The 17,378-nt window shown below is 36.3% G+C and carries 13 protein-coding genes; 12 read left to right on the top strand and 1 reads right to left on the bottom strand.

Annotated features, from left to right (window positions below; all coding sequences use genetic code 11):
• The first annotated feature begins 97 nt into the window (after positions 1-97).
• The 12 genes from gltB (at position 98) to M2098_RS06170 (ending at position 16,960) form a co-directional block, all read left to right on the top strand.
• A complete protein-coding gene (gene gltB / locus M2098_RS06225) occupies positions 98-4,591 on the top strand; it encodes a glutamate synthase large subunit (protein ID WP_280682818.1) in 4,494 nt (1,497 codons plus the stop codon).
• A gap of 2 nt (positions 4,592-4,593) precedes the next feature.
• Entirely contained in the window at positions 4,594-6,069 is a 1,476-nt protein-coding gene (locus tag M2098_RS06220; RefSeq protein ID WP_280682816.1) for a glutamate synthase subunit beta, read from the top strand.
• A gap of 93 nt (positions 6,070-6,162) precedes the next feature.
• Positions 6,163-6,600, top strand: a complete 438-nt coding sequence (locus tag M2098_RS06215) for an NfeD family protein (RefSeq protein WP_280682814.1) — start codon at positions 6,163-6,165, stop codon at positions 6,598-6,600.
• A gap of 1 nt (position 6,601) precedes the next feature.
• A complete protein-coding gene (locus M2098_RS06210) occupies positions 6,602-7,537 on the top strand; it encodes an SPFH domain-containing protein (RefSeq protein WP_134169759.1) in 936 nt (311 codons plus the stop codon).
• Between the two features lie 37 nt (positions 7,538-7,574).
• On the top strand, positions 7,575-9,740 hold the full coding sequence (gene priA / locus M2098_RS06205; protein WP_280682810.1) for a primosomal protein N': 2,166 nt from the start codon (positions 7,575-7,577) through the stop codon (positions 9,738-9,740).
• Positions 9,741-9,826: 86 nt separating this feature from the next.
• Positions 9,827-11,080, top strand: a complete 1,254-nt coding sequence (gene rsmB, locus M2098_RS06200; RefSeq protein WP_280682808.1) for a 16S rRNA (cytosine(967)-C(5))-methyltransferase RsmB — start codon at positions 9,827-9,829, stop codon at positions 11,078-11,080.
• A 41-nt stretch (positions 11,081-11,121) separates the two neighbouring features.
• Positions 11,122-12,168 carry a 23S rRNA (adenine(2503)-C(2))-methyltransferase RlmN gene (gene rlmN / locus M2098_RS06195; RefSeq protein ID WP_280682806.1) on the top strand — a complete coding sequence of 349 codons (1,047 nt, stop codon included), beginning with the start codon at positions 11,122-11,124 and terminating at the stop codon, positions 12,166-12,168.
• Entirely contained in the window at positions 12,165-12,902 is a 738-nt protein-coding gene (locus tag M2098_RS06190) for a Stp1/IreP family PP2C-type Ser/Thr phosphatase (protein WP_280682804.1), read from the top strand. Before rlmN ends, M2098_RS06190 begins: the two co-directional genes overlap by 4 nt.
• Positions 12,902-14,815, top strand: a complete 1,914-nt coding sequence (gene pknB, locus M2098_RS06185) for a Stk1 family PASTA domain-containing Ser/Thr kinase (RefSeq protein ID WP_280682802.1) — start codon at positions 12,902-12,904, stop codon at positions 14,813-14,815. Before M2098_RS06190 ends, pknB begins: the two co-directional genes overlap by 1 nt.
• A gap of 17 nt (positions 14,816-14,832) precedes the next feature.
• Positions 14,833-15,690 carry a ribosome small subunit-dependent GTPase A gene (rsgA, locus tag M2098_RS06180; RefSeq protein WP_280682800.1) on the top strand — a complete coding sequence of 286 codons (858 nt, stop codon included), beginning with the start codon at positions 14,833-14,835 and terminating at the stop codon, positions 15,688-15,690.
• An 11-nt stretch (positions 15,691-15,701) separates the two neighbouring features.
• Positions 15,702-16,355 carry a ribulose-phosphate 3-epimerase gene (rpe, locus tag M2098_RS06175; RefSeq protein ID WP_280682798.1) on the top strand — a complete coding sequence of 218 codons (654 nt, stop codon included), beginning with the start codon at positions 15,702-15,704 and terminating at the stop codon, positions 16,353-16,355.
• Positions 16,352-16,960 (top strand): thiamine diphosphokinase, encoded by a 609-nt coding sequence (locus M2098_RS06170; RefSeq protein WP_280682796.1) that lies wholly within the window; start codon positions 16,352-16,354, stop codon positions 16,958-16,960. Before rpe ends, M2098_RS06170 begins: the two co-directional genes overlap by 4 nt.
• Before the next feature lie 39 nt (positions 16,961-16,999).
• Here M2098_RS06170 and rpmB read toward each other — a convergent pair whose 3' ends face one another.
• A complete protein-coding gene (rpmB, locus tag M2098_RS06165) occupies positions 17,000-17,191 on the bottom strand; it encodes a 50S ribosomal protein L28 (RefSeq protein WP_134169777.1) in 192 nt (63 codons plus the stop codon).
• Positions 17,192-17,378 lie beyond the last annotated feature (187 nt).

Genomic DNA, 17,378 nt, shown 5'->3' with positions numbered 1-17,378 from the left:
TTGACAATCACAAAGGGTTTGGTAAAATAAAATACAAACAAAGACGTTTTATGCACTTTTTTGCATAGAACGTCTTTTTTAATTGGGGGAATGAAACATGAAACATGTCGGATTATATGATGAAAGTTTTGAACATGATAACTGTGGTATTGGAGCAGTTGTCAACATTCGCGGTGATAGAACGTATCGTACCGTTGATGATGCATTGACCATTGTTGAACGCTTAGAACATCGTGCTGGAATGGATGCAGATAGAAAAACTGGAGATGGGGTAGGAATTCTTACTCAAATCCCGCATTCATATTTTAAGCGAGTGTGTTCTTTTGATTTACCAAAAAGTGATTACGGAGTGGGAATGTTTTTCTTTCCACAAGATGCACTTGCATACAAAAAAGCGAAACAACTTTTTACGATTGTTGCTAATAAAGAAGGGTTAGAAATCTTAGGTTTTCGTGATGTAAAAGTCGATGAAAGTGTGTTAGGACATAAAGCGTTAGAAGTTATGCCAACCATCGTACAGTGTTTTATCAAACGTCCAGAAAATTTGAATCCTGGAATCGACTTTGATCGCAAGTTGTATATCGTTCGTAAAATTTTTGAAAAAAGCAGTCCTGAAACATATGTATGTTCTTTGAGTAGTCGCACTATTGTGTACAAAGGTATGTTTTTGGTAGGACAACTTAGAACCTTTTATAAAGATTTACAAGATAAGGATTTTAAAAGTGCAATTGCACTGGTTCACTCTCGCTTTTCAACAAATACCATGCCCTCATGGCATCGTGCCCACCCAAATCGTTTCATCGTCCATAATGGTGAAATTAACACGATTAAGGGTAACGTAAATAAGATGTTAAGTCGTGAAGAAAATATGGTTTCAAGTGAACTTGCTGATGATATGAAACGAATCATGCCGGTTATTGAAGCTACAGGAAGTGACTCAGCGATGTTAGATAATGCACTAGAGTTTATGGTCATGGCAGGTATGGATTTACCAAGAGCAATCATGATGAACATTCCAGAACCATGGGAACATGACCGAAGTATGAGCCAAAAGAAAAAAGATTTCTATCAATACAGTGCATGTTTGATGGAACCATGGGATGGTCCAGCTTCTATTTTATTCTCTGATGGTGATGTGATGGGAGCAATTCTTGATCGTAATGGTTTACGTCCATCACGTTATTATATTACCAAGGATGGTTACCTTGTTTTGAGTAGTGAAGTTGGAGCACTTACCATTGAACCAAGCATGATTGAAAAGAAAAGTCGCTTGCAACCTGGAAAAATGTTACTTGTTGATACAAAAACTGGACGTCTGATTGATGATGATGAAATTAAGAACACTTATGCAACAAGGAATCCTTATGGGGAATGGTTGGAATCCAACCTACTTGAATTGAAAGATGTTAAAATTCCAAATCAAAAACCAATCGAATACAAAGGACAAGAACTAGAGCAACTCCAAAAAGTGCATGGCTATAGTTATGAAGATATAAAAGACTACATTATTCCTACAGCCTTGCATGGTAATGAACCTGTTATTGCGATGGGAACGGATAGTTCTTTAGCAGTATTAGATCATACATATCAACCATTATTTTCATATTTTAAACAGTTATTTGCCCAAGTTACCAACCCACCAATTGATGCGATTCGTGAACAAATTGTAACGAGTACAAGTGTGTACTTAGGAAGTGATGGGAACTTGTTGAAAGATACTGCACAAAATGCCCGTTTACTGAAAATTCACAATCCAATCTTAAGCAACAACGATATGCTAAAAATTAAAAGCTTACATAAAGATGGCTTTACTTGCGAAACCATTTCGATGCTTTATTATAAAAATACAAGTTTAAAAGAGGCTATTGCAGCCATGTGCAATGAAGCAGATAAAGCCATAAGTAAAGGAACGACTTTACTAGTATTAAGCGATCGTGGGGTTGATGAAAACCATTTGGCAATCCCTTCCTTGTTAGCGACGAGTGCTTTAAACCAACACCTGGTTCGCACCAAAAAACGTTTATTAACCGCATTGATTGTAGAGAGCGCTGAACCAAGAGAAGTGCACCACTTTGCGACATTACTTGGTTATGGTGCAAGTGCAATTAATCCATATTTGGCACACGATACGATTGCTCAAGCAATTGATGATCAACTGCTGGATAAAGATTACTATGCTGCAGTCGATGATTATGATCATGCAATTCTTCATGGAATTGTGAAAATTGCATCAAAAATGGGGATATCAACCATTCAATCATACCAAGGAAGTCAGGTGTTTGAGGCACTTGGAATTAGTGAAGATGTCATTGCAACCTACTTTACTAAAACGGTAAGCCGTATTGGTGGAATTGAGCTAAAAGACATTGAAAAACGTCAAAATGAGTTACATCAAGCTGTTTTTGATGAACTTGGCTTAGCCGTGCAAGCAACACTGGAGAGTCGTGGTATGCATAAATACCGTAGTGGTCATGAAAGTCATTTGTATAACCCAAAAACCATTCACACGTTGCAAAAAGCAACAAGAACTGGTGATTATCATATATTTAAAGAATTTACGAAGACAATTGAAAAGGAAATGGAAGTCAGCACGCTTCGTGGGTTGTTATCTTTCAAAGAAACTCAACCAATTGATATTCATGAAGTTGAGTCTGTCGATGAAATCGTAAAACGGTTTAAAACAGGGGCAATGTCCTATGGATCCATTTCAAAAGAAGCACATGAAACACTTGCAATTGCGATGAATACGCTTCATGGAAAAAGTAACTCCGGAGAGGGTGGAGAAGACCCGGAACGTTTTGGTACAAATCGATGTTCAGCAATTAAACAAGTTGCTTCGGGACGCTTTGGAGTGACTAGTGAATATTTAGTCAATGCAAAAGAAATTCAGATTAAAATGGCACAAGGTGCAAAACCAGGAGAAGGGGGTCAACTTCCAGCGGGTAAAGTGTATCCTTGGATCGCAAAAACTCGACATTCCACACCAGGTGTACAGTTAATTTCACCACCGCCACATCATGATATTTATTCGATCGAAGATTTAGCTCAATTGATTTACGATTGTAAGTCAGCCAATAAAGAGGCGCGTATTTCAGTCAAGTTAGTATCTGAAGCCGGAGTTGGAACGATTGCGGCAGGTGTGGCAAAAGCTGGTAGTGAAGTTGTGTTAATCTCAGGTTATGATGGCGGAACTGGTGCAGCACCAAAAAACTCTGTCTATAATGCCGGTCTTCCATGGGAACTTGGACTTGCCGAAGCACATCAAACCTTATTATTAAACGGTTTGCGTAGTCGTGTGCGTCTAGAAACCGATGGAAAATTGTTAACAGGTAAGGATGTTGCCATCGCCGCTTTGTTAGGGGCTGAAGAGTTTGGTTTTGCGACAGCACCACTAGTTACGATTGGTTGTGTGATGATGCGTGTCTGCAACCTAGATACATGTCCTGTGGGTGTTGCGACTCAAAATCCTATATTGCGAAAACGTTATGAAGGAAAAGCTGCATATGTTATTAACTTTATGCGTTTTGTTGCCCAAGAATTGCGTGAATACATGGCACAGTTAGGCTTTAGAACGATTGATGAAATGGTCGGACATAATGAATTATTAGAAGTGAAAAAAAATCTATCAAAAGCGCAAATGCATCACATAAACCTGCAAAATTTACTTACGCAAGTAGATAAAGAAAGGAAAACTGTCATCTTTGATGCGAAAGATCGTTACGATTTCGAACTTGAAAAAACCATGGATGCACAGTTGATCGAAGAATTTGCTAGTGCAATCAAAGAAAACAAACAAGCTAACACAAAAGTTGAAGTTGATAATTTGAATCGTGCATTTGGAACAATGCTTGGTAGTCATATCACTAGTACGCTTGGAACAAGTGTATCTGAAGATCAATATGTTGTTGAAGCTAGTGGTGCAGGAGGACAATCATTTGGTGCCTTTATTCCTCAAGGACTTACTTTAAAACTAACTGGAGATAGTAATGATTACTTTGGTAAAGGATTATCTGGAGGAAAATTAGTGCTTATGCCTCCTAAAGAAGCAACATTTACAGCTTGTGAAAATATTATTGTTGGGAATGTAGCTTTCTATGGTGCAACATCTGGAAAAGCATACATTGCTGGTGTGGCTGGAGAACGTTTTTGTGTTAGAAACTCTGGTGTTGAAGCTATCGTTGAAGGTGTCGGTGATCATGCACTAGAATACATGACAGGTGGTCGTGTATGCATCTTAGGACGATGTGGAAGAAATATTGCTGCTGGTATGAGTGGTGGATATGCATACGTTCTTGATGAATACAATGAAGTTTATGCCAAAATCAACAAAGAGATGGTTGAATTACAAGTTGTTACATCACAACATGATTTAGCAGAGATTAAAGGGATGATTGAAGAACATGTTGCACATACAAATTCTGAGAAAGGAAAATATATTCTTGAAAATTATGAAAAGTATCATAACCGTTTTAAGAAAATCATGCCGATCGATTATAAGGAAATGACAAGTTTAATCCACAAACATCAAGAACGTGGATTATCACTTGAAGAAGCGCAAATTGAAGCCTTCTATGAAAAGAAAGGAGCATAACCATGGGAAAAATTGGTGGTTTTTTGGAATATGGTAGAAAAGATAGTGTCGATATAAGTCCAAAACAAAGAATTTGTAATTTTGCTGAGTTTCATCTTCCAATCAATGAAGAAGAACGTAAAAAACAAGCAAGTCGTTGCATGGATTGTGGTGTTCCTTTTTGTCAGTTTGGACAAGAAATTGCAGGTATGTCAAGTGGTTGTCCGTTGCACAACATGATTCCAGAATGGAACGATTTGTTGTATCGTGGAAATTATGATGAGGCATTAAAACGTTTGTTGCTAACAAATCCATTTCCCGAATTCACAAGTCGGGTTTGTCCTGCACCTTGTGAAAAAGCATGTACTTGTTCATTACATGGTGATGCGGTTACAATTTGTGAAAATGAAAAATTCTTGATTGAGTATGGCTTTAAGCAACAAATCATAAAAGCTAAGAAAACAAGTAAGCGAAGTGGAAAAAAGATTGCCATTGTTGGGAGTGGTCCAAGTGGATTAGCTACAGCATGGCAGTTGAATCGTCGTGGTCATGAAGTTACTGTGTATGAAAGAAGTGATCGTGCAGGTGGATTGTTAATGTATGGAATTCCTAACATGAAACTAGACAAGCAATATGTAAATCGTCGTATTGCTTTAATGGAAGAAGAAGGAATCACATTTGTCCTTTCAACAAGTATTGATACACTAGAAGCTGCGGACAAGTTGAAAAGTGAATACGATGCTGTAGTTTTGGCGGTTGGTGCAAGTAAACCAAGAGATTTATCCGTTGTAAATCGAGAAGCTAAAGGTATTTATTTTGCTGTTGATTATTTGCAAGCAGTTACAAAGCATGTACTTGATGCAGACGATGCAAAACCTACTATTGATGCAAATAACAAACACGTACTTGTAATTGGTGGTGGGGACACTGGAAATGATTGTGTTGGTACAGCAATTCGTCAACATTGTGCATCAGTGAAGCAACTCGAAATGATGCCAGAGTTACCAAGCACACGTCAAGAAAACAATCCATGGCCAGAATGGCCAAAGGTTAAAAAGACTGACTATGGGCAAGAAGAAGCGATTGCAGTTTTTGGTCAAGATCCTCGTGTCTATGAAGCGACAATCAAAGAGTTTGTTAAAAACGAAGGTGGTGAAGTTTGCCAAGCGATTATTGTAGATGTTGCATGGCAACTTGATGAAAACAAGCGTATGCAACCAGTTCATGTTGCAAATAGTGAACGCGTCGTTGACTGTGATCTTGTTTTTATTGCTGCTGGTTTTGTTGGGGTAGAGAGTGCAGTTAGTAATGCATTTATGCTTGATCAAACAGAACGTGGTGTACTAGCGACAACTGACGGAACAGCTACTGCAATTGATGGTGTATTTGTTACTGGTGATGCAAAGCGAGGTCAATCATTAGTTGTATGGGCAATGCAAGAAGGAAAGAAAACAGCCAAAGCAGTTGATACATATTTGATGGGATATTCCAATCTTTAAAACAGACCATGTAATGATTCCAACTGGAGTGATTGCATGGTTTTTGTGTACTTTTGGCTAATTATGTCATAAAATGGTCATAGGAGGTTTCATATGGAATCATACGTAATAGGGTGGATGATTGCTTTTCTTGTCATATGTGCATTAGAAGCGGCATCTTTACAACTTGTCGCCATTTGGTTTGCAACAGGTAGTTTGGTTTGCGTATTTTTAAGTTTGGCAGGTGTGAATTTTACTGGTCAACTTATTGCTTTCATTGTGGTTTCGTTAGTAACGATGGCGTTATTACGACCATATGCGATGAAGAAAATCAAACCAAATCTAATCAAAACAAACGTAGATGATGTGATAGGTAAAAAGGCAATTGTATTACATGACTTTAATGAACTTACAAAAGAGGGTCGAGTACAACTTGATGGTGTTGATTGGGCAGCCAAAAACATCGGACATCAGCCATTGAAAAAGGATGATGAAGTGTATGTACACGAAATTAAAGGTGTTACAGTACTCGTAAATAAGGAGAAAAAATAAAATGGAATTAATTATGATTTTAGTATTTATCATTGTTATTATCGCATTGGTAGGAGCACACGTACGTGTGGTAAAACAATCGGAGTCTTATGTTATTGAACGTTTAGGGGCATACCGCGTGACTTGGGGAACAGGATTACACTTCTTAGTTCCACTGATTGAACGCGTTGCTAAAAAAATCTCATTAAAAGAGCATGTTGTGGATTTTCCTCCGCAACCAGTAATTACGAAAGATAACGTAACGATGCAAATTGATACAGTAGTATATTTCCAAGTTACGGATTCAAAGCTATATGCATATGGAGTTACAAACCCAATGATGGCTGTTGAAAACTTAACAGCTACAACATTACGTAACTTAATTGGGGAATTGGACTTAGATGCAACATTAACAAGTCGTGATGTAATCAATACACAAATGCGTGCAATCTTAGATGAAGCGACTGATAAATGGGGAATTAAAGTAAACCGTGTTGAGGTAAAAAACATTTTGCCACCGCGTGAAATTCAAGATGCGATGGAAAAACAAATGAAAGCAGAACGTGAACGTCGTGAAGCAATTTTACAAGCGGAAGGGAAAAAGAAAAGTCAAATTCTTATTGCTGAAGGGGAAAAAGAAAGTACAATTCTTCAAGCCGAAGCATTTAAAGAGCGTCAAATTCGTGAAGCAGAAGGTCGTCAAGCAGCTATGGTATTAGAAGCAGAAGGGCAAGCAAAAGCCATTCGTGAAGTACAACAAGCAACTGCTGATGGACTTAGTGCATTATCAAAAGCTGATGTAAATGCAGCAACTGTAAAAATTAAAGAACTTGAAGCACTTGCTAAAGTTGCAAACGGTAAATCAACAAAATTGATTATTCCAAGCGAAATTCAAAAACTAACAGGATTAGCTGCAAGTTTAAAAGAAGTGGTTTCAAATACAAATGGGGAAGAATAGAATCATCTATTCTTCTTTTTTGTGGTAAGATATTTTCATGGAAAAAGTAGCAGATATTTACATTGAATATACAGCAATGGCTGTAGATCAAAGTTATTTATACAAAGTGAATCAATACAACGTAGAAAAAGGGATGCGTGTTTACATCATGTTTGCTGGAAGGAAAATCGTTGGAATCATCGATCGCGTATACGAGATGTCAAAAGCAGAACTTCTTGCTTTACCATATAAGGTACAAGCAATTGATAGTGTTATTGATGAAGATGTTTTGTTGAACGAAGAAGCTTTTCATTTGGCTAGATTTATGGCAAATCGCTGTGTAGCAAGTGTTATGAGTTGTTTTCAAGCAATGTTGCCAAGTAAATTAAAACCAAAATCAACAAAGCAAAACATACGTAAAGAAGTGTATGTGATCTACCAACAAGATAAAGAAGTAAAAGGACAAAAACAAAAAGAAGCATTAGCCTATCTTCAAGAGCATCCAAAGATAAAACGACAAGATTTTAACAAACGATACAGTTGTTTGCAGCGGTTTATTGAGTTAGGTATTGTTGTGTTGCAAGAAGAAGAAAAGCAAGCAGAAGTTGAGCAAATCAATCTTGCATGTGATCATTTCAAACTTCAAGAAGCCCAACAACAAGCACTTGATAAAATTAAGGCAATTGCAGGACATCATGTGCATTTACTACACGGAGTAACGGGTAGTGGAAAAACAGAGATTTTCTTACAATTAGCTAGTGAAGTATTAGCACAAGGAAAACAAGTGTTGATATTAGTTCCTGAAATAGGATTGACTGCACAAATGGTAGAACGTGTTACCTGTCGGTTTGGAAAAAGTGTAGCTATTTATCATTCCAATTTAAATAATCAGCAGAAGTATGAACAATATAAGTTAGTAAAAGAAAAGAAGGTACAAATTGTTGTCGGAACAAGAAGTGCTGTATTTATGCCTTTTGAACAACTAGGACTTATTGTATTAGATGAAGAGCATGATGCAAGTTACAAACAAGATAGTCAACCACGCTATCACTGTAGAGATTTAGCAATTGAGCGTGCAAGATATCATGATTGTCCAATTGTACTAGCAAGTGCAACCCCTTCATTAGAATCGTATGCACGTGCATATAAAGGAAATTACCAATTATTGGAATTAAAGGAACGTATTCATAAGAATATGCCAGTTGTGCATGTTGTGGATATGAAAGAAAGTATGAAGCACGATCACGATGCACTACTTTCCGTTTCACTTAAAAATGCAATCTATGAGCGCTTAGAAAAAAATGAACAAGTAATCTTACTACTAAATCGTAGAGGATATACTCCGGTTTTACGTTGTTTAGATTGTGGGGAAGTTAAAAAATGTCCACACTGTGATATTGCACTGAATTATCATAAACAAACCAATCGTTTGGTTTGTCATTACTGTGAATATCATGAACCAGCATATTTTGTTTGTTCGAGTTGTGGAAGCAAAAATATATCCACTTCAGGTTTTGGTACCCAACGGTTAGAAGAATATCTAGATGAATTATTTCCACAAGCACGTGTCGTGCGAATGGATCAGGATACGATGCGAAGAAAAGATATGCATGAAGTTGTATTAAGAGAATTTGAGCAACATAAATATGATATTTTGGTTGGTACGCAAATGATCGCAAAAGGACTAGATATTCCAAATGTGACACTTGTTGGTATTGTAAATGCAGATGCAAGTTTGCAACGAGAAGATTTCCGTAGTGTAGAAGTCACTTTTGATTTGCTTGTACAAGCAAGTGGACGAAGTGGACGTGGTGATAAAATTGGTGAAGTTATCATGCAAGCATACCAAAAAGAGCATTATGCAATTCGTTGTGCGCAAAATCAAGACTACGATACATTCTTTAAAAAAGAGATGCAATTTCGTCATTTGGGGAAATATCCACCATACACGTATTTAGCAAGTTTGATCTTTACCAATGATAAAGTGGACCAAATTTATCAGGATATTGATACTTGTTTTGAAGTGTTTGATTATCCAAGTGTGCATCATTTACGAGCAGTGCAATTACAAAAAAGAAAAGATACATTACGTGTTCGTAAAATCTTAAAGTGTGCTAATCTTGATGAATTAATCGCATCTGTGCACTTTATAAAAAATGAATTATTAAGAAATAAATGCAAGAGCAAATTGGAAATAGATATCAATCCATTGTTTTTGGAATAACTATCGCTTGCTATCTATAAAGGATGGTTTTGTGGTATGATAGGTAAGAAAAAATGAAAGGCGAATCCTACGGGATGAGGGTGGCTATGAGCGTTAGAAAAAAAGCATTTGAACTGTTAATTGAAATTGCCATTCATGGTAAATACAGTAACTTATTATTAAAGAAAGAACTTGTTGGATTTGATGATCGCGATAAAGCACTTATTTCTAATATTGTATATGGAACATTGCAAAATTATCGATACATCAATTACCAATGGAAAGACTATACAGAAAAACCAGTAAAACGAGAAATCAAGTTGTTGCTTGATATGAGTGTTTACCAAATGTTCTTTTTGGACCGTATTCCAGATTTCGCCATCATTGATGATGCAGTAGAAATCGCAAAAGGAAAATACGAAGGAAAATATGTTGGATTTGTGAACGCCATCTTACGCCAAGTACAACGTAAAGGAAAACGCACAATTGAAGGTGATGATTTTGAAGAATTAGCAATTCGCACATCATTTCCAACCTGGATTGTTCGTATGTGGGCAAAACAATATGGAATGGAAACAACGATTCAATTATGCGAAGATTCCTTACATATTCCTAACCAGACAGTACGTATCAATACCATTAAATCATCCAAAGAGGAATTGATGCAAAGTAATCAATATACAGAAGGTAGACTTTCACCAGTTGCTTTATATTTTAAAAAAGGAAGTATTGCAGCTACAGAAGATTTTAAATATGGACGTACAAGTGTCCAAGATGAAGCTAGTCAAATGGTTGCTTTAACACTTAATCCAACAGAAGATGATGTTGTCCTTGATATGTGTAGTGCACCGGGAAGTAAAACTGGGCATATGGCTGCACTTATGAAAAATCGTGGGAAAATAATCGCGACTGATATACATCCACACCGTTTAGAATTAGTAAAAGCAACAATGCGTCGACTTGGATGTATTAATGTGGATTATCAAGTAATGGATGCAACAAAGGCAAGTGAACACTTTGAAGCAAATCGTTTTGATAAAATATTAGTTGATGCACCTTGTAGTGGATATGGAACCTTAAAACGCAAAAATGAGATTAAGATGTTTATGGAACCTGAAGATATGGATGGTATTATCAAAACACAAAAAGGAATTTTAGCACAAGCATACATCGTTTTAAAACCAGGTGGTGAAATGGTGTATTCAACATGTACCTTAAATAAAAAGGAAAATGAATTACAGATTAAATCATTTATAGAAGCACATCCAGATATGGAAATTCTTTCAGAGGAAACGATTTTCCCATTCACGTATGATAGCGATGGTTTCTTTATATGTAAGATGCGAAAAATGGAAGAATAAGGACGATTTCATTGATAGGAAAGAATGGTAAATGTAGAAATATGAAAGATAGTATTTACAATTTAGATGCACTCGAAATGCAAGAGATGGCAAAAACACATGGATGGAAACCATTTAGAGGAAAGCAAATCTTTCGTTGGTTATACCGCGAACATGTAACAAACTTCGATGCAATGAGTGATATAAATAAAGAATCAAGACAAATCCTTAATGAGCAATACAGTATTTCGAACTTACGTTTAGTGAAAAAACAAGTATCGAAAGATGGAACACGAAAGTATTTATTTGCTTTAGTAGATGATGCGTTAATTGAAACGGTATTGATGAGTTTTGATTATGGAAAGAGTGTCTGTGTCACAACACAAGTTGGATGTAATATGGCTTGTGCTTTTTGTGCGAGTGGACTACTCAAAAAACAAAGAAATTTGACGACTGCGGAAATGGTTGATCAAATCATGTATGTTCAACGTGAACTTGATGAAGACGAAGATCGTGTCAGTCATATTGTTGTTATGGGAACTGGAGAACCATTTGATAATTATGATCATGTGATGAAGTTTCTAAGCATTATGAATGATGATAATGGTTTAGCAATCGGGGCACGTCATATTACGATAAGTACATGTGGAATTGTGCCAATGATTGAACGGTTTGCAAAAGAACAAAAACAATACAATCTAGCAATTAGTCTACATGCACCAAATAATGAATTGCGAAATAAATTAATGCCAATTAATAAAGCGTATCCATTAGAAGAGTTGATGAAAGCACTTGATGTATATGAAACATACAACAATCGTCGCTTAACTTTTGAATATATATTATTGAAAGGTGTAAACGATAGTAAAGAGCATGCTAAACAACTAGCTAAGCTATTGAAAGGACATCACTACTATATGAATTTAATTCCTTATAATAGTGTTGATGAACAAGGTTTTCAAGGAGTTAGTAGAGAACATGCAATGACATTTTATGATGAACTTATGAAACTTGGGGTACGTTGTACGATTCGTAAGGAGCATGGTGGAGACATTGATGCTGCTTGTGGACAATTAAGAGCTAATGAAATGAAAGAAGGTAAACAATGATACGAATGTATGGAACGACCGATCGTGGTAAGGTTCGAACAATGAATCAAGATAGTTTGTTCTATGGAACAAATGCGAATCAAGAATCCATCATGATTGTTTGCGACGGAATTGGTGGTGGAAATGCTGGTGACGTTGCAAGTTTTATGGCAAAAGAAGTACTTGCTAAAGAATTTGAAAATAAAGAAATCAGTAAAACCATAAATCAAACCAAAGAGTGGTTACGCTATGCAATTGAAAAAGCAAACGATGAAGTATTTCGAGCAAGTACTACAAACGTGGATTATAAAGGAATGGGGACAACTGTAGCAGGTGTCTTATTCTCGCAAAATGAAACGTTTATTTTCCACTGTGGAGATTCACGAGTGTACGCTATGTACGATGGAGAATTGATTGCCTTAACTGAAGACCATAACTTAGCAAGTGATTTGGTACAAGCAGGTGAAGTTAGTGTTTCACAAGCAAGTTCACATCCAAAAGGTAGTATGCTTACACGCGCATTAGGTGTATGGAATAAAGTGGATCCATCAATCAATAAAATAAAAAATAATTATCAATCAATTATGGTTTCAAGTGATGGGCTACATGGATTTGTGTCTGCTGCATTAATCCAAAGTATTCTACAACAAGAAATCTCGATTGAAGATAAAGTACATGAACTAATCTTAGCAAGTAATGAAACTGGTGGTTATGATAACGTAACGATTATCGTTGCGGAAAAGGAGGGTGCATAATGAGTGAACAAACGATGATTGCCAACCGTTATATGGTTGTTTCTTCTATCGGATCAGGTGGAATGGCAGATGTTTATTTAGCAATTGATACAATACTAAATCGCGAAGTAGCGATTAAAGTTTTACGAGGAGATGCAGGAAAAGATCCAGTAGCCTTAGTCCGTTTTCAACGAGAAGCAAGTGCAACAAGTAAATTGCACCATCCAAATGTCGTAGAAGTATATGATGTTGGAGAGTATGATGGACGAAGTTATATCGTAATGGAATATGTACGTGGAAAAACATTGAAACAATTGATTCGCCAACGTGGTGCTTTGCCAGTTGATGAAGCAGTCTCAATTATGAAGCAACTGACGAGCGCAGTTGCACACGCACATGAAAATAATATTATTCACCGCGATATCAAGCCACAAAACGTGTTGGTAAAAGACGATGGAACCGTAAAGATTACGGATTTTGGAATTGCATTAGCTCATGATGCAGTGCAATTAACACAAAGTGATTCTGTTTTAGGAAGTGCACATTATATTGCGCCAGAAACAACACGAGGTGAAATAGCAACTGTACAAACGGATATTTACTCACTAGGAATCGTATTTTATGAATTGCTTACTGGAGATGTTCCATTCAATGGTGAAAACCCAGTACAAATTGCGATGAAGCACATGCGTGAAGACATTCCTAGCGTACGTGATTTTAATAAGAAAATTCCTCAAAGTGTGGAAAACATCATCATTCTAGCAACAGCTAAAAATAAAAAGCACCGTTATGCTTCAGCAAATGATATGCTTTTTGATTTAGAAGTATGTTTGGCACCAGAAATGGCCAATGTCGCAAAGGTTGTCTTTGATGACTCAGATTCACCAAATGATGGAACTGTGGTATTTGATGAAACCGCAAAAGCAAAAATACCTGCACAAAATGATGCACAAACTGCTGCTCAAGAAGTAAAACCAGCAAAGAAAAAGCTATCAAAGAAAGCAAAAATCATTGCAATTGCAGCTCTAGTATTCTTACTTGCATGTGCAACTACAGCAGGTGTATATTTCTCAGGAGCAATTGATGGATTTGGACCTACTGAATATATAGAAATGCCAAATCTAGAAGGATATGAAAAAGATCAAGCAGAAGATGTATTGAAAAAGTATGGTCTTGAACTTGGTAAAGTGACTACGGAAGTAACTGAAGATGATTCGATTCAAGAAGGTGAAGTATTCAAGCAATCGAAAAAAGCAGGAGACAAAGTTGCAAAAGGTTCAAAGATTAACATAACAATTAGTGGTGGAACGTATTTTGTAATTGAAAACTATGTTGGTAAAAATATCGATGATATTCGATCAAAATTAGAAGCCAACAACATTACAGTGGAAGTCAAAGAAGAATTTACTGAAGATGATGAAGCAGGAACCATTCTTAGTCAAAGTGGACTTAGCGAAGGCACAAAAATTAAACCAAACGAGAAGAAGACAATTACCTTTACCGTAAGTAAAGGAAAGTACTTCATGATTACAAACTATGTTGGTAAACAACTTAGTGAAGTAAAACCAATTCTTGAAGCACAAGGAATTGTGGTTACTGTTGAGCAAAAAGAATCTTCTGATTTTGCAGAAGGACAAATTATTGAACAAAAAGGCTTATCAGAAGGTGACTTAGTAGAACCTGGTAAGAATGCAACAATTACCCTTGTTGTTTCTAAAGGTGAAGGTGATGCTACTTTACGAAGTGTTATTGGCTGGGAAATTGAAGCTGCTAAAAGTGAATTGAGTAACTCTGGGTATTCTGTAAAACTGGAGGTAATCGATCGTCCAGATGGAGACGATAGTCCAATTAACACCGTAATCAAACAAAGTCCAGAATCTGGTTCGACTATTAAAGATGGTGCAACTGTAACATTGTATTACTATCAAGACTAATTAAGAAAAGGGGATCTATGAAACAAGGAACAATCATTCGAATTATCTCAAACCAATATCAGATTTATAGCGATGGAGTTACCTATGATGCAAAAGCAATGGGAAAACTACGAAAAGGGGTTAGTCCTGTTGTTGGTGATATTGTAGATTTTGAAAAAATGGATGACATTTATGGAATTCAAAAAATACATGAACGTAAAAATCAACTTGTGCGTCCATTGATTGCAAATGTAGATCAGGCAATTATTGTGATGAGTGCCAAAGATCCCGATTTTTCTACTGTATTAATTGATCGTTTGATTTTCTTGATTTCTTATGAAGGAATCACACCTGTTTTAGTTATCACGAAGATGGATATGATTGAAGATGAAAGTGATCCTGTATATGGATACATCGAAGACTACAAAAAAGGTGGATACGAAGTATATGTTAGCGGTAAAGAGTTTGACACAAAAGATATTGAGGCTGCATTTAAAGGGAAGATTAGTGTTCTAACCGGACAAAGTGGAGCTGGAAAATCAAGTTTGTTGAATCGTATTGATAATCGCTTAGAAATTAAAACGCAAGCAATCTCAAAAGCACTAGGACGTGGAAAACATACAACCCGTCATACTCAACTATTTGAAATCAATGATGGATGGGTAGCTGATACACCAGGATTCTCATCACTGGATTTAGAAAATATGGATGTACATATCTTTGCGCATACCGTACCTGATTTTGTGCCATATGTGGGAAAGTGTAAGTTCAATGATTGTATTCATATAAATGAACCACAGTGTGCAGTATTGGAAGCTGTTGAAGATAAAGAAATTGTAAAGTATCGTTATGATCACTATAAAGAAGTGATGAAGATGATTCAAAATAAACGGTAGGGGGAATAAAGATGAAAAAAGTTATTGTAGCACCATCAGTGTTATCATTGGATTATGCAAAGGTTGAAACGCAACTTGCACAAGTTGTAAAAGCAAACACACCATGGCTTCATTTTGATGTGATGGATGGTCACTTTGTTGATGCGATTACCTTTGGACCAAATGTGTTAAAAGGATTTAAGAAAGCAACCAATTTATTTATGGATGTTCATATTATGGTGGACCAACCAGTAAAAGTAGCAAAACAAATGATTGATGCAGGAGCGGATATGATTACATTTCATGTTGAATCCCTTGATAGTGAAAATGAAATTCATCAATTGATTGCTAGTATAAAAAAACAAGGATGCAAGGCAGGTATCACTGCGCGTCCAGGTACGCAAATTGCCAATATCTTGCCATACTTAGCTTCTGTTGATTTGGTATTGGTAATGAGTGTGGAACCTGGAAAAGGTGGACAATCATTCATGCCTGAAGCATTAGATAAAATTGCATATTTTGATACATACCGAAAAGAACACAATTTGAATTATGTAATTGAAGTGGATGGTGGAATTAATAAAGATACTGGAGAACTTTGTAAAAAGGCTGGTGTTGATGTACTTGTTGCTGGATCTTATGTATTCGAAGGTGATATTGAAGAGAGGATCCAATCATTAGTATGAAACGTGTAATCCTTTGTGCAAACATGACAAAAGATGTACATTACAATAAAGATGTACATTATATTGGTGTAGATGGAGGAGCTCTGAGTTTACTTGAGAAAAATATTCCAATGGATTATGCAATTGGAGATTTTGATTCTATTTCAAGTGAACAATTCGCACAACTTAAGGAAGCTACAACTCTTATTCAGTTAGAAAGTGAAAAAGATGACAGTGATAGTGAACATGCACTAAAGTTTGCACTTGAACATTATGATGAAGTTGCGCTTACTGGTGTGATTGGTGGGCGTATGGATCACTTTATTGCAATCTATAATTTGATGGCATATCAAAAACTGAACTTTGCGATTTTTGATACACAAAATTATATCTACCCTTTAGAAGTAGGAGAGTATCGTATGGATAAACGTACGACATATCTTTCATTCTTTGCTTGCGAGGATAGTGAAGTTACTTTGCAAGGTGTGAAATATCCATTAGTGCATCGAAAGCTTTCCAGCAAAGATGTTTATACGGTTAGTAATGAGATTATAGAACCATATGCGGTACTTGAAGTGCATAGTGGACGTGTCATTGTGATTGAAAGCGATGATGCAAATACATAGAAAAAAGCGTGCTCAATTATGAACACGCTTTTTGTTTCATTAGATAGCTTGTTTTGCTTTAAGTGTTTTTAAAGCACGAGCGGAAACTTTAATTTTCTTTGGTTTTCCATCTACCATCACTCTAACTGTTTGTAGGTTTACGTTCCATTTACGTCTAGTTGCACGTAATGAGTGTGAACGTTTGTTACCTGATAATGGCCCTTTTCCAGTGATTGCACATTTTCTTGACATTTGAAAACCTCCTTTCGTACTTTTAACTGCTTCGTAATAATATCATTTCTAAAATTAAAAATCAAGAAGAAAATTCACCTATTGTAAGAAAGCCTCAATTATTTTTTTAATTGCAACACCTCGTTGCAATCAGATGATACAAGGTATAATATAAGTGACTTTATGTTTCGGGACAATTGAAAGGAGG

The organism is Breznakia sp. PFB1-19, from assembly GCF_029893935.1.
GTDB lineage: Bacteria > Bacillota_I > Bacilli_A > Erysipelotrichales > Erysipelotrichaceae > Breznakia > Breznakia blatticola.
The sequence above is the reverse complement of the archived record's forward strand: the minus strand, read 5'-3'. Positions and strand labels throughout refer to the sequence as shown.

Bases quoted from the DNA above. Each gene is read 5' to 3' on its own strand.
- rsgA (WP_280682800.1), top strand. From the start codon at position 14,833: ATGAAACAAGGAACAATCATTCGAATTATCTCAAACCAATATCAGATT.
- rpe (WP_280682798.1), top strand. From the start codon at position 15,702: ATGAAAAAAGTTATTGTAGCACCATCAGTGTTATCATTGGATTATGCA.
- M2098_RS06170 (WP_280682796.1), top strand. From the start codon at position 16,352: ATGAAACGTGTAATCCTTTGTGCAAACATGACAAAAGATGTACATTAC.
- gltB (WP_280682818.1), top strand. From the start codon at position 98: ATGAAACATGTCGGATTATATGATGAAAGTTTTGAACATGATAACTGT.
- M2098_RS06220 (WP_280682816.1), top strand. From the start codon at position 4,594: ATGGGAAAAATTGGTGGTTTTTTGGAATATGGTAGAAAAGATAGTGTC.
- M2098_RS06190 (WP_280682804.1), top strand. From the start codon at position 12,165: ATGATACGAATGTATGGAACGACCGATCGTGGTAAGGTTCGAACAATG.
- rpmB (WP_134169777.1), bottom strand. From the start codon at position 17,191: ATGTCAAGAAAATGTGCAATCACTGGAAAAGGGCCATTATCAGGTAAC.
- pknB (WP_280682802.1), top strand. From the start codon at position 12,902: ATGAGTGAACAAACGATGATTGCCAACCGTTATATGGTTGTTTCTTCT.
- rlmN (WP_280682806.1), top strand. From the start codon at position 11,122: ATGAAAGATAGTATTTACAATTTAGATGCACTCGAAATGCAAGAGATG.
- M2098_RS06215 (WP_280682814.1), top strand. From the start codon at position 6,163: ATGGAATCATACGTAATAGGGTGGATGATTGCTTTTCTTGTCATATGT.
- M2098_RS06210 (WP_134169759.1), top strand. From the start codon at position 6,602: ATGGAATTAATTATGATTTTAGTATTTATCATTGTTATTATCGCATTG.
- priA (WP_280682810.1), top strand. From the start codon at position 7,575: ATGGAAAAAGTAGCAGATATTTACATTGAATATACAGCAATGGCTGTA.
- rsmB (WP_280682808.1), top strand. From the start codon at position 9,827: ATGAGCGTTAGAAAAAAAGCATTTGAACTGTTAATTGAAATTGCCATT.